The following is a 16,492-nucleotide window of genomic DNA, read 5'->3' on the forward strand; positions in this document are numbered from 1 at the left end:
GCACCAAGGATCTCGACAAAAAGCTCATGCGCTACATCCGCCAATACAACAAGCAGGCCGCCCCGTTGAAGTGGAAGTACTCCGATCCAACTCGGCGCATCCGGTGCAATTCATCCGGTTCAATGGACTAGTCCATTGAACCAATGAAATTGCACTGATCTAATGGTGCATGGGCAAAATGAATCTGAGCGAAGCCGAGCGGGAAGAACTGCTGTCGATGCAGCGCAGCCGAACGATGGCAGTCGGCCAAGTGAGGCGAGCGCGGTTGATCTTGCTGCTCGACGAAGGGGTCTCGCGCGGGGCGATCATGACCGGCTCGAGAAGGTGTTGCACGCCGTCCGGTGTTGCCTCGCCAATCCATTCGGCAAGTTGCCAGCCGTTCTTGCGCTCGACTGTGCCCAACAACCCCTTCATATAGGCCAGTGAGCGCTGCCGAGGTTCGGGGCGTCTGAACAGGTGTCCGAGACGTTCATGCAATGCGTACAGTTCACGTTCCCACGATTTCGCAATCGCCCGCATCGGCTTATACTCATGTAGTAGCACTGAACAACTATAGCAAAAAAATCTACGGCTGTAGTACTAGTCGCCGTGGGTCACGACGGTGTCGATTGACGTTGCTTCGCGGCGGCATCGGATCCCTGGGCGCCGGGCAGGGGGCCGAACATGTGCTGGCTGCACTTCGCCTCGCTCCACGCGGTTCTCAAGTGGATGCCTGCGAGCATCCTTCGTGCGACCGGCAGGATCTGTTCGCCGGCAAGGATGCCCAGCAGGCCGACCAGCGCGATCGTGGGCGGCGCGGGCGATTGCACGCCGATCAGGTAATAGACCGCGCCGGCGAGAATGCCGGCAAGCAGCGACGAAATATACGGCTTCATGATTCGGATATAAGTGAATGACAACCGTGTGAAAAATACGGATGACTACCGTTTTGCCCGGCAATCCTGAATTCATTCGATAGCGTAGCAGGTCTTTTTGGATGCGATCATTCGATTCGATTTTTTTAAGATCTTTTAATGGATGAATTTAGGTATTTTATTAATTGAATTGATTAAGTGGCGTTACCATGAATTCGCGTATTGAATGACAACGGCTGGCAGGCGAACCTCCCGGCACAGCGCATTGGGCGCCTCCCGGCTTGCCGGCGAGGCAGGCTAGTTTTTATCCGCGTCAAAGGACATGACCGTCATGAGCAATCCGAAACTTGAAGTACTCCCCCCATAACAGCCAGCTGATCTTCATCGACCAGCAGCCGCAGATGGCGTTCGGCGTGCAGTCGATCGATCGCCAGGTGCTGAAGAACAACGTCGTCGGGCTCGCGAAGGTATTCAACATCCCGACCACGATCACGACGGTCGAAAGCGACAGCTTCTCGGGTCACACCTATCCTGAGCTGCTCGACGTGTTTCCGAACCAGGAGACGCTCGAACGCACGTCGATGAACTCGTGGGACGACCAGAAGGTGCGCGACGCGCTGGCCGCGAACGGCCGCAAGAAGGTGGTCGTCTCCGGCCTGTGGACCGAAGTCTGCAATACGACGTTCGCGCTCTGCGCGATGCTCGAAGGCGACTACGAGATCTACATGGTCGCCGACGCTTCGGGCGGCACGTCGAAGGACGCGCACGACTTCGCGATGCAGCGGATGGTGCAGGCCGGCGTGGGAAATCCAATCCGCAGCCTTATGAATGTCGTTGCCACAACAACGACGGCGAGGGTGCAGCCGCGGAATGTTGAGTTACAAGGCTCGCCACATTCGCCACACGCGCGATTCGCCCAGTTCCAGCCACGCCGACATTCGCCGATAGCCGCTATCAGGCAAGCCCAGGCTCCGGTCCTTCTCCGGTTGCTTGAGCGAATAGGTTGCTACCCAGCGACTCAGCCAGAGATAGCAGCATGTCTTACGTTGCAAGAGCCCGGTCTGCAGGCGGGGAAATAATACATATCCGTAAATCATTTTACATAATATGTATGATCAATTTTTTTGATGTAGGAGCAAAGTAGATGGAATGGTCGCCTCCCGCCACAACGACCGCTCCAGCGCCTGATCGTGCTTTCTCGGCTCCTCGTGTGGATGTGCGACAAGTGCTTTGTCCGTTCTTCCGCCAGGAGAGATTCCATGGAGCCCACGACGATAGCCATCGACCTGGCCAAGCGCGTTTTCCAGATTCACGTTGTCGACCCGGATGGCAGAATTCACAGCAAGGTGCTCAAGCGTGACCAGATGCTGCCATTCTTCGCCAACCGGCCTGCAGCCCGGATCGTCATGGAAGCTTGCGGCAGCGCCCATCCCTGGGCCCGGCAACTGACAGCGCTCGGGCACGAAGTCAGGCTCGTAGCGGCCCAGTTCGTGCGTCCGTTCGTCAAGTCGAACAAGAATGATGCGGCAGACGCGGCAGCGATCTGGGAGGCGTCTCTGCGTCCCGGCATGCGCTTTGTTGCCGTCAAATCGGCGGACTAACAGGCAATGCTGGCGCTGCACCGGATGCGCCAGCAACTGGTCCGGATCCGCGTTATGCAGGTCAACCAGCTGCGGGGATTGCACCTCGCCGACCGCTCAGGAATCCGACTGCCGTTCCGGCTCGGCCCCGTCAGCCGCAGGTTGAAGCGATGCAGGCCGATACCCATAGCTGGCGCTGAACGCCGCGCGCAACGACAGGTGCCCGGCGAACGCATTGGCTGGCGGCAGCAGGAATGGATAAGCTTGCTTGCGCATCGACCTGCTCCACCAGCGCTGAAGCCGCTGCAGCCGGCGAAACAGTGCCCAGGTGGTCTGGTTGGTCACGAAATAGCGACGGAGTTCACCGGACGTAATCGCTGGCCCAAATCGCGCCGCCGCTTCGTCGAGCAAATACGGTACCTGACCTGCCCGCTCGCGGATCAGCCCGCACAGGACATCGAGCGCCACCGCGCGCGGCGAGTAGAACTTCTCGAGCATCGCGGCCGCGACCTCCGGTGTGAGCCGCGCTCGCACGAAGGAAGGCAGCGATGCGAAAAACACCGTGTAGTCCGCCGTGCTGACGTGCCGCGCGTCGCGCAGCAGCGGCGTGTTGGTGTCCAGCAGCACCAGCTCGTCGCCCGACACGCACCAGTTCGTGATGTCCGCATCGAGGCCGATGCGGTCGGTAATGGCGGTCGCGACGATGTCGAGCAACGTTGCAAGCCGCCTGCGGGTCAACGCATGCTTCAGCATCGCGTGCCGCTCGATCCGCGGTTGCACGCAATAGGCCGTCTCGCCGACCGTGTAGACGCGCGTGTCCAGGAGCGTCACGCCTCGCCCGCGCAACGCTTGCGCATACTCCTCAACCTGGTCGAGGTAGGCGCGCCTCGCGTCGGCCGTCGCGAACGGCGGCATGCGCTTGCACGCGAAGCGTCCGGCGGACGTCGTGCATCCCAGCACGATCGACGAATCGCCATACCCCAACACATCCAGGCCCGTGCGATCGCCAGTGTCGAGCGCGTATTGCACGCGTTGCTCCAATGCCGCCAGTGCGTCGATCAGCGCGTCGTACACGATGCCTCGGGATGCCGCAGAGCGAGGACGGCGTTCAAGCCGCCGAAACCAAAGGAGTTCGACAAGGCTGCGTGGATCACATGGCGTCGCGGGACATTCGGGATGACATCCAGCGCGCAAGCCGGATCGACGTTCGAGAAGTTGGCCGTTGGCGGCAACACGCCTTCGTGGATGGACAGCGCCAGCGCAACCGCTTCCAGCGCCCCGGCCGCGCCCAGCGCATGGCCATGCATCGATTTCGTCGAACTGACCTGCAGCTTGTCCGCGTGCGCGCCGAACACGTCGCGCACGCTCGCCACCTCGGTTACGTCGTTGGCCACCGTACCGGTGCCGTGGCAGTTGATATAGTCGATCTCCGACGGTGTAAGGCCGGCGTCGTCGAGCGCGGCCCGAATCGCCTGCGCCGGTCCGTCGACTGATGGCATCACCAGGTGGCGCGCGTCGGCCGACATACCGAACCCGGCCACTTCCGCGAAGATCGTCGCACCGCGCGCTTTCGCCCGCTCGAGCGTCTCGAGCACCAGAATGCCCGCTCCCTCTCCCAGCAGCATGCCGTCGCGGTCGGCCGAGAACGGGCGGCACAGGTCCGACGCCACCACCCGCATCGCCTCCCAGGCCTTCAGATGGCCGTGACTGAACGGCGCCTCGCTGCCGCCCACGATCATCATGTCGGCCGCGCCGCTGCGCAGTAGCGACATCCCCAGGCCGATCGCATGATTCGACGATGCGCACGCGGTACTGACCGCGAAGCTCGGCCCCATGCAATGGAACGCCATGCACACGTTGCTCACGGCGGCATTGGCCATGATGCGCGGGATTGTACCGGGATTGACCCGTGGCTTGCCGTTGCGATACAGCTCGAGGAAGCTGCTGTCCTGCGTCGTCTGTCCGCCCATCGACGAGCCCAGCACCACGCCCATGCGATGCGGTGGATATTCGTCGGGATCGAGGCGGGCCTCGCGCATCGCCTCGGACGCCGCAACCAGCGCGAATTGCGAGAAGCGGTCCAGCAGGTCCAGCTTCCTCGGATCGAGATGCGCGGCGGGATCGAAGTCGCGGATGCGCGCGCCCATCTTGATGCGCAGAGGCCCGAGCCCGCCTTCGGCGTCAAGCTCGGTGAATCCGTGCCGCCCGCTGCTCATCGCGCGCCAGAACGCTGCGCTGCCTACACCCAGCGCGCTGACGACGCCGAGCCCGGTTACAACGACTTTGCGGAAGGTCATGAACGCATCCCGTCGAGATCGTCCTCAGGACGTGGAGGCGTTCACCGCATCACGGAACACCACCACGAGATCGCGCACGGTGGAGACGTTTCGCAGTCCTTCGCCCGGAATCTCCACGCCGAATTCCTCTTCCAGCGCGAAGGCCATCTCAACGGTGTCGAATGAATCGAGCCCTAGATCTTCCAATGTCATATCCGGACTCAATTCACCATCCGTCGATTTACGTCTTTTCAAGAAGACGCGTTCGATTCGTGAGAGAATCTCTTGGTCTGAGAGCTTGTCCATGATGTGTAGTCTCGCACACTGGGGGCTTGGATGTCGATATCAAAATATACACCGCCTATCGGTTGGGTTGATCCGGCAAGTTATCCCGGGATTGATTCACTCTCCAAAAAATGGCAAATCATTGTTGACGAATTAAGCAAGGCAATCTCACTCGATATTCCCTGGCTTCATTTCACCGACGACGATTCGGTGGCCGCGCTGTCGGCGCGTTCGCAACAGGAAGTCGAAGCGCTCATCCGCCCGCGGCTGGTGCCGCTGGCGGCCCCTGCCCCCCACAAGCTGCTTCCGCTGCTACGCGAACGACAGGCCTTCCTGTCCGCCAGACAGTTGTGTCCCGAAACAGTAAATTTGATTGAATCATTTCCCGCGGCAATTAATGCAGCATTCGCAGCACTCGAGGCCGGCGGAAAAATAGATCGCCACCAGGGCAGCAGCAATCTGGTTGATCGCTGCCATCTGGGACTAATTATTCCTTCCGGAGACGCTGCACTTTCCGTTTCGAATATCCCTCGAACCTGGGATAATGGTCAATTGCTTATATTCGACGATCGCGCTTTCCACGAAGCCTGGAATAGGACTGAAGAACGTCGCGTGGTTCTTATTGTCGATTTGGAAAAAGATCGATCGGTCAATCGTCGCGGACTGCCCGGAGGGCAAGCATGAGGACGAATCTCTATGCCGATGTGGTGGAAAACGCATTGTTTGCGGCCGAATTTCTGAGCCAGGATGAATTCGCCGAAGGGCGTCTCTGGACGATACGCAAGAAACGCGCCCTCCAGCGTCACGCGAATTACCACGGCGATGCCCCGGCCCCGATCGAGATCCTTGCCGCACCAGTCACACCCGAGCAATTGCGACGCGCGACCCGCCGCTACCGCATACCGGTCGTGATCCGCGGGATGATGGCCGGCGAGTTCGCCGTCACGCACTGGGGGCAAGGTGACTATCTCGCGCAACTCTGCGGCGACTCGTCCTATCGCGTGGTGCGCAACAACACCGACGACGACTCCCTCGGCCGCAAGCTGGTGTTCGGCGAGACGACGGTGGGCGACCTGCTTGCCGGCATCCGTGGCGGGCACGACATTCGCTATCTCGCCGGAGTGTCGCAGATCTTCATCGACCACCCCGAATTGCTCGACGACCTCAACCTGCCGAAGCTGAGCTCGTTGTTCGGCTCGGACGGCCTGCGCAAGCGCTTCGACGCGATGAACATGTTCATCGGAGGCCCGGGCACGCGCAGCCGCATCCATTGCGCGTTCGCGGGCAACTTCTTCCTCAACCTCGTGGGCCGTAAGCGCTGGCGCCTGTTGGCGCCGGAATACCGCCACCTGCTGCTGCCGGTCGCCAGCAGACCGTTCATCTATGCGACCACCTATTTCGATCCGCTCGACGAGTCGCCCGAGCGTCACAGCTTCGCGCAGACGCTGCCGTTCTTCGAGGTCACGCTCGAGCCGGGCGACGTGCTCTACAACGGGCCGTGGTGGTGGCACCAGGTGGAGAATCTCGAGCCGCTGAACATCGGCTGCGCGATCCGCGTCGGCCAGTTTCGCGCCGATCTGGCGAACAACGCGACCTTCACGCTGCTGTCGATGCAGCCGAAGGTCTATGCGCTGCGCATGCTGTTCCTGTGGGAGAAGCTGCTCAAGCGGAACGACGACGATTTCCGCACCTATGTGCTGCGCTTCCTGCATCGGCAGCAGGTGCAGCGCACGCTCAATCAAGCGCGGAATGATGGATGAGCCACGTCTTGGTAAGCGCGAGGCCTCGCTGCAAACCGACGCGCGGATACTCGGGAAGCACACGACACAGCTTGGCGCTCGCGTAATGCTGGTCGCGCGACATGACAAGCGCGATATGCCGGGTGAACAGCGGACGGCGCTTGCTGCGCAGCAGCCGCGCCGCCGCCTCGCTGGCGCGCGCCGCGGCGAGCGCCAGCGGCGACGGAATGTCGATGTTCGGCCCGCGCACATTCAGGGTCTCGCACAGCTCGGCGAAATAGCGGCGCCACTCGATCGGCTGCGGATCGACGACGTTGTACGCCTCGCCCACGGTCTCGCTTCGTTCGGCGAGCCCGATCAGCGAATCCGCGACGTCGTCGACGAACACGAGACCGGCATGCGTGTGGCCACCGTCCAGCGTCGGCACACGGCGCGCGCGCAGCTCGCGCGACAGTTCCACCACCCAGTCGTGGCTGCGCGGCCCGAAGATGGTCGCCGGTCGGACGATCGTCACCGCCAGGCCGAGCTCCGCCGCGAGCCGGCGCGCGAGCGCCTCGCCCAGGATCTTGCTGCGGTTGTAGGGAAGACCGACGTCGGTCAGCATATGACGCTCGTCGCACGGAGCCTTCGGATAGCCGTAGACGTCGGTGGTGCTCACATGAACGATCCGCTTGACGCCCGCCGCGGCGGCCGCACGCCACAGGCGCTCCACCGAGTCCACGTTGCCGTCGACGAATTCGCTCCACGGCCCCCAATCGGACGAGTGGCCGATGCAATTGAACAGGACCGTGACGCCCTGCAACGCAGTGGTCAGCGCGTCGGCATCGTCGAGATCGAGCGCGAAGACCCGGAGCGTGTCGATCGGCGCCACCTGGCTGGATGTCCGGACGATCGCGCGCACGTCCGCGCCGCGCAACAGCAGGAGTTCCGCCACTCTCCGGCCGAGAAACCCGCTTGCCCCTGCCACCGCGCAACATGCGTTTTCAAGCATTCCAGGCCCTTGCTTGAGTTGAAGGAATGAGAGGATCGGCATGCACCTCCCTGCTTATCATAGGACAACCCGGCTCTTGAAGGACGCCATGGCCAACGAACCACAGACACTCATCGACTTGCTGCGCCGCGCGAGCGAGCAGCGCGGCGACAGGCCCTTGTATCGGTTCCTGACGACCGGCCAGGTCGACGGTCCTCAGGAAACGCTGTCGGCACAGGCGCTGTATGCGGACGCCCGCGCGGTCGGCAACTCGATCCGCGACATGCTGCCCGCCGACGCATCGCGCCACGTGATCGTCGCGTGCTGGTCGCCGCTCGATTTCGCCCGCACCTTCTTCGGGTGCCTGGCCGCCGGCGCGGTGCCGGTGCCGGCGTATCCGCCGCCACTGCGCGCGGTCGCGGCCGGGCTCAATCCGATCAGGTCCATCATCCGCGACACATCCGCCACGCTGTTGATCGGCGACGAAGCCAGCATCGACGCGATCCTGCGCGTCGATCCGTCGTTCGCCGCTGCGACGTGCTGCCGGCTCTTCACCACCCGCGAGCTGCAGCAGCGCGGCGCGGGCCTCGATCGCGAACCGCATCCGGGCCGCGCCGAGGGCACCGCGTTCCTCCAGTACACGTCAGGCTCGACGTCGGAACCGCGCGGCTGCGTCATCACGAACCGGAATATCGTCACGAACCTGCGGATGATCGGCGGCGCGCTGAATCCGCCGCCCGGCGCGATTGGCGTGACCTGGCTGCCGCTGTCGCACGATCTTGGCCTGATCGGCAATTTCCTGCTAGCGCTGTACGCCGACATCCAGGAACTCGTCGTGATGACACCGGTGGCCTTCATCGAGCGCCCGGTCCGCTGGCTACAGGCCATTTCGCACTTCCGGGCCTGGGGCACGGCTGCGCCTAACTTCGCCTTCGCGCTTTGCAGCCGCATGATCCGGAAGAGCCAGAGCGACGGGCTCGACCTATCGAGCCTGCAATCTGTGTTGTGCGGCGCGGAGCCGATCCAGGCGGCCACGCTGGACCGCTTTGCGTTCCGCTTCGCGCCCCAGGGCTTTAGACGCGACAGCATCCGGCCGTGCTACGGCCTCGCCGAGGCCACCCTGCTTGTCTCGCTCGCGCCGTCGCGCGGACTCGGCGTGCGCGGCTTCGATCCGGACGCGCTTGCGCACGGCAGGCTGCGCGAGGTCGACGGCGACGCCGCGCGACGCCAGATCGTCTCGTGCGGACAGGTCCAGCCCGCGATCGACGTGGCGATCGTCTCGCCGCACAGCGGCGAGACGCTGTCCGACGGCGAGGTCGGTGAAGTCTGGATCGCCGGACCGTCGATCGCGAACGGCTACCTCGGATGGGACGACGCGCGCAATGCCGCCGTGTTCAAGGTGCCGTTGCAGGACAAGCCGTACATGCGCACGGGTGATCTCGGCGCGATCGTCGACGGCGAGCTGTACATCTGCGGCCGGGTCAAGGACATGATCATCGTGCACGGCCGCAATTTCGACGCGCACGATCTCGAACATGTCGCGGCAGGCGCGCACCCGGACCTGCGCCCGGATCGCATCGCACTGCTTTCGGATTTCGACGACGGCGAGCGGGTGGTGCTCCTCGCGGAGGTCCCGCGTCAGGCGCAGCCGTCCGATTACGGTGCCATCGTCCGCCGCATCCGCGCGCGGCTGGGCCGGGAATACGGGTTGATGCTCGATCGCGTCGTGCTCGCGCCGCCCGGCGTGATCGCCGTCACATCGTCCGGCAAGCTGCGCCGCGCCCGGACCCGCGAGATGTGGAAGGCGGGCGAACTGGCAATCCTGCATGAAGACGGCTCCGCCCCGGAAGCGGAAGCGGTCGACGAACCGTCATCCGATGCGTCGGACACCGCACCCGCGACTACCGAACTGGTGTTGCTGCGCGAGATCCGGCTGGCCGCCCGCCTCGGCGAGCAAGAGGCGCTGCCGCGTGAGGCGCGGCTCTCCGAACTGGGCATCGATTCGCTGGGGCTCGTGCAGATCGTCTCGACGATGAGCGAATGGCTGCACCGCGACATCGGCCTGACGCTCGTGACCGACGACCCGACGCTCGACACGCTGCTGAGTCGATTGGGCCAGCTCGACGCGCCGGACGACGGCACGCCCGCGATGGCGATCGAGCCCGCGGCGCCCGCGACGGCGAAACCGGAACGCGTGGCGCTGCCGCGCGACCTCGCCCACGATGTCGCGCGCGCGGCCGGCCCGGACGTCGCCGCGCCGGAGCTGTCGATCCTGTTCTTCGCGTCCGCCGATCAGGCGGACGACTCGGATCGCTACCGCTTCGTGCGCGATGCGGCGACGCTCGCGGACCGCAAGGGCTATTGCGCGGTCTGGGTGCCGGAGCGGCACTTCCATCCGTTCGGCGGGCTATTTCCTTCACCGTCGGTCCTGAGCGCCGCGCTCGCGGGCATGACGAACCGCATCCGGCTGCGTGCCGGCAGCGTGGTGATGCCGCTGAACGATCCGATCCGGGTCGCCGAGGAATGGGCGATGGTGGACAACCTGTCCGGCGGGCGTGTCGATCTTGCCGTCGCCACCGGCTGGGACGCACAGTCGTTCGTCCTCGCGCCCGACCACTTTCAGTCGCGCGGCGACGTCACCTTCGCGCAGGCGCACCAGTTGCGGCAACTCTGGGAAGGCGACGGCGTGACGCGCAAGAATGGCGTTGGCGTCGACGTACGAATCCAGACCTACCCGCGTCCGTTGCAGCGCACATTGAATCTGTGGGTCACCGCAACGCATCGCAGCGACCTGTTCGGGCGGGCGGGCCGCGAAGGCTTCAACGTGCTGACCGCGCTGCTGCATCAGGAAGTGGCGACCCTCGCGAACAACATCGCGCTGTATCGGCAGGCACGCGCCGAGGCGGGGCTCGATCCGGCGACGGGCCAGGTCTGCGTGATGCTGCACACCTATGTGGCGGAGCACCCCGCCGATGCGCTGGAAGCCGTGAGCGCGCCGCTCGCCACCTACCTCGAATCCGCAATCGACCTGTGGAAGCGCGAGTCGGAGGACCTGCGCCGGCTGCCGCCCGAGCAGGTCGTGGAAGTCGCGCTCAGGCGCTACGTCGATCGGGCATCCCTGATCGGCGATCCTGCCGCGGCCGCGAGGATGCTGCGCAAGCTGAAGGCCGTGGGCGTGGACGAGGTGGCCTGCCTCGTCGATTTCGGCGTGCCGTCGCCACTGGCGCTCGATTCGATCCGGCGCCTGTCGGATACCGTCGCCGCGATGCGCGGGCCGAAACTCGCGCCATCGAAAGCGCAGGTCCAGGATGCGGCACCGCCCGCATCCGGCCCGGATCCGCTCGCCGAACTCGACCCGGATCTGCGGCATACGTTGAAGGAAGCGGCCTTCGACGACGTGTTCGAGCCGGCCAAGCGCTTCGACATCACCGATACGCTGCGTCGCCTGAACCTGATGCCGTTCTACCTGCCCTTCTCGCACTGGGAGGGTTCGCATGCCCGCCTCGGTTCGCGCCGGATCCTCATCCTGAGCGCGCTCGACTACCTCGGCCTCGCGACGCACGAGCGCGTCACCGCCGCCGCCGCGCGCGCGGCCCGAGAGGACGGCACCGGCCGCTCCGGCTCGCGCGTGCATTCCGGCACGACGCCGGAGATGCTGGCGATGGAGGAGAAGCTCGCGCACTTCGTCGGCCGCGAGGACGCCGTCATCTGCACCACCGGCTACCAGGCGATGGCCGGGGTGGTCACGACCTTCATGAACAATCGCACGACATTGGTCGTCGACGAATCCGTGCACGCGTCGATCATCGACGGCTCGGCCATCGCCCGATGCCGCCTGCAGCGCTTCCGTCACAACGATCACCAGGAACTCAACGGCATCCTGGCGGAATCGCGCGCGGTGATGGTGATGATCGAAGGGCTGTATTCCAACGACGGTGACATCGCGGCGCTGCCCGAGATCGCCGCAGTCTGCAAGCGCCATCGCGTGCGCCTCGCCCTCGATGACGCGCACGGCCTCGGCGTGCTCGGCGCGACCGGGCGCGGGACCGAGGAGCACTACGGCGCGCTCGGCGCGGCGGACCTCGTCGCCGGTACGTTCTCGAAGAGCCTTGCGTCGATCGGCGGCTGGATCGCGGGTGACCACGACGTGATCGAGTACGTGCGCTATCACGGCCGCACGGTCCTCTTCACCGCGGCGATCGCCCCGCCGACACTGGCTGCGGCGTCAGCCGCCCTGGATGTGCTGATCGAGCAGCCGCATCTCGTGAAGGTCGTCGCCCGCAACGCCGAGCTGGTGCGTTTCGAGCTGCGTCAGCGGCTCGTGCCGGTCACGGGCCACCACGGGCCGGTGATCCGGATTCCGATCGGCGACGACCGCGACTGCGTTCGCCTGTCGTCCGCGCTCCTCGATCGGGGGATCTTCGTGCATACGGTGCTCTACCCCTCGGTGCCACGCGGCGCGGCGATGATCCGCCTGTGCATCTCCGCCGCGCACGATCCGAAGGATCTGATGTGGGCCGCCGAGGAATTCGCCGATGCCTATCACGCGATCACCGGCCGGACGCGCGTGAGCGATGCGGTGCAGGACGCGTGATCGCGCGGCAGGGGTGCGGCGTGAACGCCGACGGTGAAGGTGATGGCGGTGCAGGCCACGCGTGCGCTGAACGCGTGGCCTGCACGACCGCCAAGGCGGCGTGCCGCCTTGGCAATCAGGCGGTGAATGACGTGTGATTCAGGAAATCGAACGAGAATGTCTTCGGGCCAAGCCGCTCGTTGAAGAAGCGCGCGATGCGCGACAGCCGGCGCGGTAGATCGAGCAGGTGCGCCTGCTTCTGTTCGGCCGTGCCGCTCAGGCGCAGCTCGGCGATGCGCCAGAATCGGATCTGCTCCTCGACGATCGTGATGAAATCGTCGGGACCGTAGAAGCCCGCGCGCCGCACGACATCCGCCATGTCGCGGAAATCGGGGATGCTCTTGCCCGGCATGTCGAAATCTCCGAGCACCGTGACGGCCGCCTCGATGCCTGCCTCGGGATCCGCCTCGATGATGCCTGCGACGATCTGGCGATAGAACGCGTAATGCCGCGCCTCCTCGCCGGCGATGCGCTGCGTCAGCGTATGGAGCGTCGGCTCGTCGCGCGCGGCGGCGGCAATCCGGCCGTAGGCCACCTGCGTCGCGCGCTCCTGCACCGTCGCATAGATGAGCATGTGGTACGGGCTGGTGTCGAACGGCTGGCTGAATCCTTGTCGCAAGTATTCGAATTGCCGCTGTTCGATCGATTGCATCGGAAACAATCGCGACGCGCGGCAGTAGTCGCGCAATACCGCGCCATGGCGATCCTCCTCCGCGGTCCAGAGGTGGTTCCATTTCCGCCATGCCGGGCTCTCGCCGAGACACTGCGCAACGACGCGGTGAAAGTGCGGCAGGCCCTTCTCGGTCAGGAGGTTGACCGCCAGCGCCACGCGCAACGCCGGACTCAGTTCGCGCGCCCTGGTGCGCAAGGTGGCGAGCCCGTCGTCGTCGGACGGCACAAGTGCGCTGGGCCACCACAGCTCGCGGCGTTGCTCGTGCGAGGCAATCAGCTGATCGGCGATATCGGTCAGGGAAGCAAGCACGTCGCGTACCCGGTCGGCATCCCGGGTGGTCTTCACGGCGGCGGCGTCAACGGGCGTTGCATCGCGCATCGGGTTCCTCCACCTGCAGGTGAAAGGGATAGTATGATGCAAAATCGCATCGACATTCCGTGTAAAGACATTCATCGAGTGCCGACCCGATCGTCGGCGATCATCGATTGACGAGGCGGCTCCCTCGGCTGCCCGAGAGCCGCGCGATCCGGAGCCACCATGACGACGGTTGACGAAGTCCAGGTAGGGACCACCCCGCAGGCGATTCGCGAACACTACGATCTCAGCGACGATTTCTACGCGCTCTGGCTCGACCGCGACATGGTGTATTCGTGCGCGCTGTTCGACGGCAGCGACGATCTGCACGACGCGCAAATGCGCAAGCTCGATCACCATATCGCCGAGGCCCATGCGGCCGGCGCGGCCCGGGTGCTCGACATCGGATGCGGCTGGGGGGCGCTGTTGCGTCGCCTCGCGGGGACGGGTGTGGGATCCGCGGTCGGACTGACGCTTAGCCGAACGCAGGCGGCGCGCATCGCGCGCGACGCGGTAGCGGGCACGTCGGTGCGTCTCGAAGCGTGGCAAGACCATCGCCCGGCGGAACCCTACGACGCGATCATCTCGATCGGCGCGTTTGAGCATTTCGCGACGCGCGACATGTCGGACGAGCGCCGTCTCGCCGCCTACCGGCAGTTCTTCGCGTTCTGCCGGCGCAATCTGCGGCCGGGCGGCCGGATTTCGCTGCAGACGATCGCCTATGTCAATCCCGGCAAGACGACCGATACGTTCGTCCCGACCACGATCTTTCGGGAGAGCGAATTGCCGTACGCGTCGGAAATCCTGCGCGCGAGCGAACTGCATTTCGAAATCGCCGCACTGCGTAACGATCGGTTTCACTATCTCAAGACCTGCCGCCTGTGGGCCGCCCGGTTGGCCGCGCGGCGCGAGAAGGCGGTCGAGCTGGTTGGCGAGGAAGCGACCCGGAACTACGAACGCTATCTCGCGATTGCCGCAGCTGCGTTCAAGACAGGTGCGTTGGGCTTGCTGCGGATGACGCTTGTCGCGATCGGGCCGGCGACGCCTGCGCACAAGGCTCCGGATCATCCGCGGTGAGCAAGACCGGTTAGTACCGAGCCGACGGCGACATCGAACGGCGCGACCAGCGGGCGCGCGACGCCCGTTCCCAGACCGCGACGGCCGGTTGAATCCGCCCAATACGTCAGCATTCGCTACAGCGAGCGGCTGGCCGAAGCAGGCATCGAACCCTCGGTCGGCAGCCGGGGCGACAGCTACGACAACGCGCTGGCGGAAACCATCAACGGTTTGTACAAGGCTGAACTGATACATCGCCGCACCTGGAAAACACGGGAGTCCGTCGAGCTGGCAACGCTGGAATGGGTGACCTGGTTCAATCACCATCGGTTGATGGAACCGCTTGGCTATATCCCGCCCGCTGAAGCTGAGGCAAACTACTATCGGCAACTTGAAATACCTGCCGATGAACCAGCATTAACTTAAACCAACCAGCCTCCGCGATTACCGGGGCGGTTCACTACGCGTCGGTTATCGTCCTTGCAGTAGACGATCTTGGTCTTCTCCGGGTGAAGCTGTAGTTTGCAAGCCGCAAGCCGGGCATCGAGCTCTGCTCGCAATTGTTCGGCCTGCGCCTCGCTCTTGCAATGGCAAATGACATCGTCGGCGTAACGCTCAAACAGGACGCCGGGATGGTTCCGCGACATCCATTGATCGAACGCGTAATGCAAGAACAGGTTAGTACTACAGCCGTAGATTTTTTTGCTATAGTTGTTCAGTACTACTGCATGAGTATAAGCCGATGCGGGCGATTGCGAAATCGTGGGAACGTGAACTGTACGCATTGCATGAACGTCTCGGACACCTGTTCAGACGCCCCGAACCTCGGCAGCGCTCACTGGCCTATATGAAGGGGTTGTTGGGCACAGTCGAGCGCAAGAACGGCTGGCAACTTGCCGAATGGATTGGCGAGGCAACACCGGACGGCGTGCAACACCTTCTCGAGCGGGCGCAATGGGACGCCGATGCCGCGCGTGATGTGCTGTGCAAATACGTGGTTGAATGACTCGGCGAGCATGATGCAGTGCTGATTGTGGACGAAACTGGTTTCGTCAAGAAAGGTGAGCACTCGGCCGGCGTTCAACGCCAATACAGCGGCACGGCGGGCCGAATCGAGAATTGCCAGGTCGGCGTATTCCTCTGCTATGCCGGTCACGGCGGCAGTGCATTCATCGATCGCGAGCTGTATGTGCCGCGGGCATGGACCGATGACCCAGCTCGCTGCAAAGCTGCCGGCATCCCACCGACGTTGGAGTTTGCAACGAAGCCACGGCTCGCACGCGGCATGCTTGAGCGTGCGCTGGATGCTGGTCTGCCATGCGGCTGGGTCACAGGCGACGAGGTTTATGGTGGTGACCGTGACCTGCGGTTGTGGCTCGAGTCACGCGGGCAGGCCTTCGTGCTGGCAGTAGCAAAGAATGAGCCGCTATGGTGGCAAGGGCCGAAGTACGTTCGCGCAGACAAGATAGCCGAAGCGTTGCAGTCAACGGCATGGGAGCGCCTGTCGGCTGGCGCGGGCGCCAAAGGCGAACGTCTGTACGATTGGGCAATGACACCACTATGGAGGCTGCAGATCACCGCCGAGGAACGTAGCTTTGGCCATTACCTGCTGGTACGGCGCAGTCTGGATGAAAAGCGCGAGCATGCCTACTATGTCGTCTACGCTCCACGCAGTAAAGCTTCACTGCAGATTCTGGTGAATGTCGCGGGACGCAGGTGGGAAATCGAAACTGGCTTCGAGGCAACCAAGGGGGAGTGCGGTCTGGATCAGTATGAGGCGCGTAGATGGCGCGGGTGGTACCGCCACATCACCCTCGCGTTGCTGGCACATGCAGTACTCGTCACCCTTCGGATCGAGGGTAAAAAAAACTCCTGAGGGCATGATGCCCCTCAGCCCGCAGGAAATTCGTCGACTGCTGTGCCGCTTGTTATGGCGCGCCGTCCACCCGATTGATCATGTGATTGCATGGTCAATTTGGCGACGTATTCACCAGTGGCGCGCGCAACAGTCCCATTACCGGCGCCGTGGTTTTGCCCCGCCTGTCAGTTAGCATCTACGGCTGTAGTACTAG

11 protein-coding genes and 8 pseudogenes are annotated in these 16,492 nt (G+C 63.9%); 10 read left to right on the forward strand and 9 right to left on the reverse strand.

The features are described from left to right. Positions 1-131 (forward strand): annotated as a pseudogene (locus HWX36_RS37500) (IS630 family transposase); the annotation flags it as partial. A 38-nt stretch (positions 132-169) separates the two neighbouring features. After that, positions 170-310: pseudogene (locus HWX36_RS37505) on the forward strand (IS630 family transposase); the annotation flags it as partial. Positions 311-318: 8 nt separating this feature from the next. Here the strand turns inward: HWX36_RS37505 and HWX36_RS36065 are convergent. Both HWX36_RS36065 and HWX36_RS36070 read right to left on the reverse strand, forming a co-directional pair. After that, positions 319-519: pseudogene (locus HWX36_RS36065) on the reverse strand (IS701 family transposase); the annotation flags it as partial. A gap of 74 nt (positions 520-593) precedes the next feature. Further along, the gene (locus tag HWX36_RS36070) at positions 594-875 is read right to left on the reverse strand and encodes a XapX domain-containing protein (protein WP_175958485.1); all 282 of its coding nucleotides are present in this window, start codon (positions 873-875) and stop codon (positions 594-596) included. 310 nt (positions 876-1,185) lie between these two features. On the opposite strand from HWX36_RS36070, the pseudogene HWX36_RS36075 reads away from it, so the two are divergent. Continuing rightward, positions 1,186-1,657 (forward strand): annotated as a pseudogene (locus tag HWX36_RS36075) (hydrolase); the annotation flags it as partial. Between the two features lie 78 nt (positions 1,658-1,735). Here the strand turns inward: HWX36_RS36075 and HWX36_RS36080 are convergent. Next, positions 1,736-1,918: pseudogene (locus HWX36_RS36080) on the reverse strand (IS3 family transposase); the annotation flags it as partial. A gap of 195 nt (positions 1,919-2,113) precedes the next feature. Between HWX36_RS36080 and HWX36_RS36085 the strand changes: the two are divergent. Further along, positions 2,114-2,533: pseudogene (locus tag HWX36_RS36085) on the forward strand (IS110 family transposase); the annotation flags it as partial. Positions 2,534-2,551: 18 nt separating this feature from the next. Here the strand turns inward: HWX36_RS36085 and HWX36_RS36090 are convergent. Genes HWX36_RS36090 through HWX36_RS36100 form a run of 3 tightly spaced genes read right to left on the reverse strand, consistent with a single transcriptional unit; the run spans position 2,552 to position 5,016 of the window. After that, entirely contained in the window at positions 2,552-3,508 is a 957-nt protein-coding gene (locus HWX36_RS36090; RefSeq protein ID WP_175958486.1) for a DUF6206 family protein, read from the reverse strand. Next, positions 3,493-4,731: a beta-ketoacyl-[acyl-carrier-protein] synthase family protein gene (locus HWX36_RS36095; protein ID WP_175958487.1), complete on the reverse strand. Its 1,239-nt coding sequence runs from the start codon at positions 4,729-4,731 to the stop codon at positions 3,493-3,495. The genes HWX36_RS36090 and HWX36_RS36095 overlap by 16 nt, the downstream gene beginning before the upstream one ends. A gap of 24 nt (positions 4,732-4,755) precedes the next feature. Beyond that, positions 4,756-5,016 (reverse strand): phosphopantetheine-binding protein, encoded by a 261-nt coding sequence (locus HWX36_RS36100; protein WP_175958488.1) that lies wholly within the window; start codon positions 5,014-5,016, stop codon positions 4,756-4,758. 30 nt (positions 5,017-5,046) lie between these two features. Between HWX36_RS36100 and HWX36_RS36105 the strand changes: the two genes are divergently transcribed. Together HWX36_RS36105 and HWX36_RS36110 are read left to right on the forward strand one after the other, a co-directional pair. Next, positions 5,047-5,679 (forward strand): aspartyl/asparaginyl beta-hydroxylase domain-containing protein, encoded by a 633-nt coding sequence (locus HWX36_RS36105; RefSeq protein WP_175958489.1) that lies wholly within the window; start codon positions 5,047-5,049, stop codon positions 5,677-5,679. Beyond that, a complete protein-coding gene (locus HWX36_RS36110) occupies positions 5,676-6,755 on the forward strand; it encodes a cupin-like domain-containing protein (protein WP_175958490.1) in 1,080 nt (359 codons plus the stop codon). The genes HWX36_RS36105 and HWX36_RS36110 overlap by 4 nt, the downstream gene beginning before the upstream one ends. Here HWX36_RS36110 and HWX36_RS36115 read toward each other — a convergent pair. After that, entirely contained in the window at positions 6,730-7,725 is a 996-nt protein-coding gene (locus HWX36_RS36115) for an NAD-dependent epimerase/dehydratase family protein (protein WP_175958491.1), read from the reverse strand. The genes HWX36_RS36110 and HWX36_RS36115 overlap by 26 nt on opposite strands. Before the next feature lie 88 nt (positions 7,726-7,813). On the opposite strand from HWX36_RS36115, the gene HWX36_RS36120 reads away from it, so the two are divergent. Next, on the forward strand, positions 7,814-12,298 hold the full coding sequence (locus HWX36_RS36120) for a MupA/Atu3671 family FMN-dependent luciferase-like monooxygenase (RefSeq protein WP_175958492.1): 4,485 nt from the start codon (positions 7,814-7,816) through the stop codon (positions 12,296-12,298). 115 nt (positions 12,299-12,413) lie between these two features. Here the strand turns inward: HWX36_RS36120 and HWX36_RS36125 are convergent, their stop codons facing one another. Next, positions 12,414-13,604: an acyl-ACP desaturase gene (locus HWX36_RS36125; protein WP_175958493.1), complete on the reverse strand. Its 1,191-nt coding sequence runs from the start codon at positions 13,602-13,604 to the stop codon at positions 12,414-12,416. Between HWX36_RS36125 and HWX36_RS36130 the strand changes: the two genes are divergently transcribed. Continuing rightward, entirely contained in the window at positions 13,548-14,441 is an 894-nt protein-coding gene (locus tag HWX36_RS36130; RefSeq protein WP_175958494.1) for a cyclopropane-fatty-acyl-phospholipid synthase family protein, read from the forward strand. The genes HWX36_RS36125 and HWX36_RS36130 overlap by 57 nt on opposite strands. 96 nt (positions 14,442-14,537) lie before the next feature. Then, a pseudogene (locus tag HWX36_RS36135) lies at positions 14,538-14,846 on the forward strand (integrase core domain-containing protein); the annotation flags it as partial. Here HWX36_RS36135 and HWX36_RS37725 read toward each other — a convergent pair. Continuing rightward, positions 14,843-15,205 carry a reverse transcriptase domain-containing protein gene (locus tag HWX36_RS37725; protein ID WP_175958495.1) on the reverse strand — a complete coding sequence of 121 codons (363 nt, stop codon included), beginning with the start codon at positions 15,203-15,205 and terminating at the stop codon, positions 14,843-14,845. The pseudogene HWX36_RS36135 and the gene HWX36_RS37725 sit on opposite strands and share 4 nt — an antisense overlap. Between HWX36_RS37725 and HWX36_RS36145 the strand changes: the two are divergent. Beyond that, positions 15,163-16,471, forward strand: a pseudogene (locus HWX36_RS36145) (IS701 family transposase). The gene HWX36_RS37725 and the pseudogene HWX36_RS36145 overlap by 43 nt on opposite strands. The last annotated feature ends 21 nt before the right edge of the window (positions 16,472-16,492 follow it).

The organism is Burkholderia sp. BCC0405 (assembly GCF_902833075.1).
Classification (GTDB): domain Bacteria; phylum Pseudomonadota; class Gammaproteobacteria; order Burkholderiales; family Burkholderiaceae; genus Burkholderia.

Excerpts from the sequence above, each read along its gene's own strand:
- HWX36_RS36070 (WP_175958485.1), bottom strand. The coding sequence starts at position 875 with ATGAAGCCGTATATTTCGTCGCTGCTTGCCGGCATTCTCGCCGGCGCG.
- HWX36_RS36095 (WP_175958487.1), bottom strand. The coding sequence starts at position 4,731 with ATGACCTTCCGCAAAGTCGTTGTAACCGGGCTCGGCGTCGTCAGCGCG.
- HWX36_RS36100 (WP_175958488.1), bottom strand. The coding sequence starts at position 5,016 with ATGGACAAGCTCTCAGACCAAGAGATTCTCTCACGAATCGAACGCGTC.
- HWX36_RS36105 (WP_175958489.1), top strand. The coding sequence starts at position 5,047 with ATGTCGATATCAAAATATACACCGCCTATCGGTTGGGTTGATCCGGCA.
- HWX36_RS36110 (WP_175958490.1), top strand. The coding sequence starts at position 5,676 with ATGAGGACGAATCTCTATGCCGATGTGGTGGAAAACGCATTGTTTGCG.
- HWX36_RS36115 (WP_175958491.1), bottom strand. The coding sequence starts at position 7,725 with ATGCTTGAAAACGCATGTTGCGCGGTGGCAGGGGCAAGCGGGTTTCTC.
- HWX36_RS36120 (WP_175958492.1), top strand. The coding sequence starts at position 7,814 with ATGGCCAACGAACCACAGACACTCATCGACTTGCTGCGCCGCGCGAGC.
- HWX36_RS36130 (WP_175958494.1), top strand. The coding sequence starts at position 13,548 with ATGACGACGGTTGACGAAGTCCAGGTAGGGACCACCCCGCAGGCGATT.
- HWX36_RS37725 (WP_175958495.1), bottom strand. The coding sequence starts at position 15,205 with ATGCGTACAGTTCACGTTCCCACGATTTCGCAATCGCCCGCATCGGCT.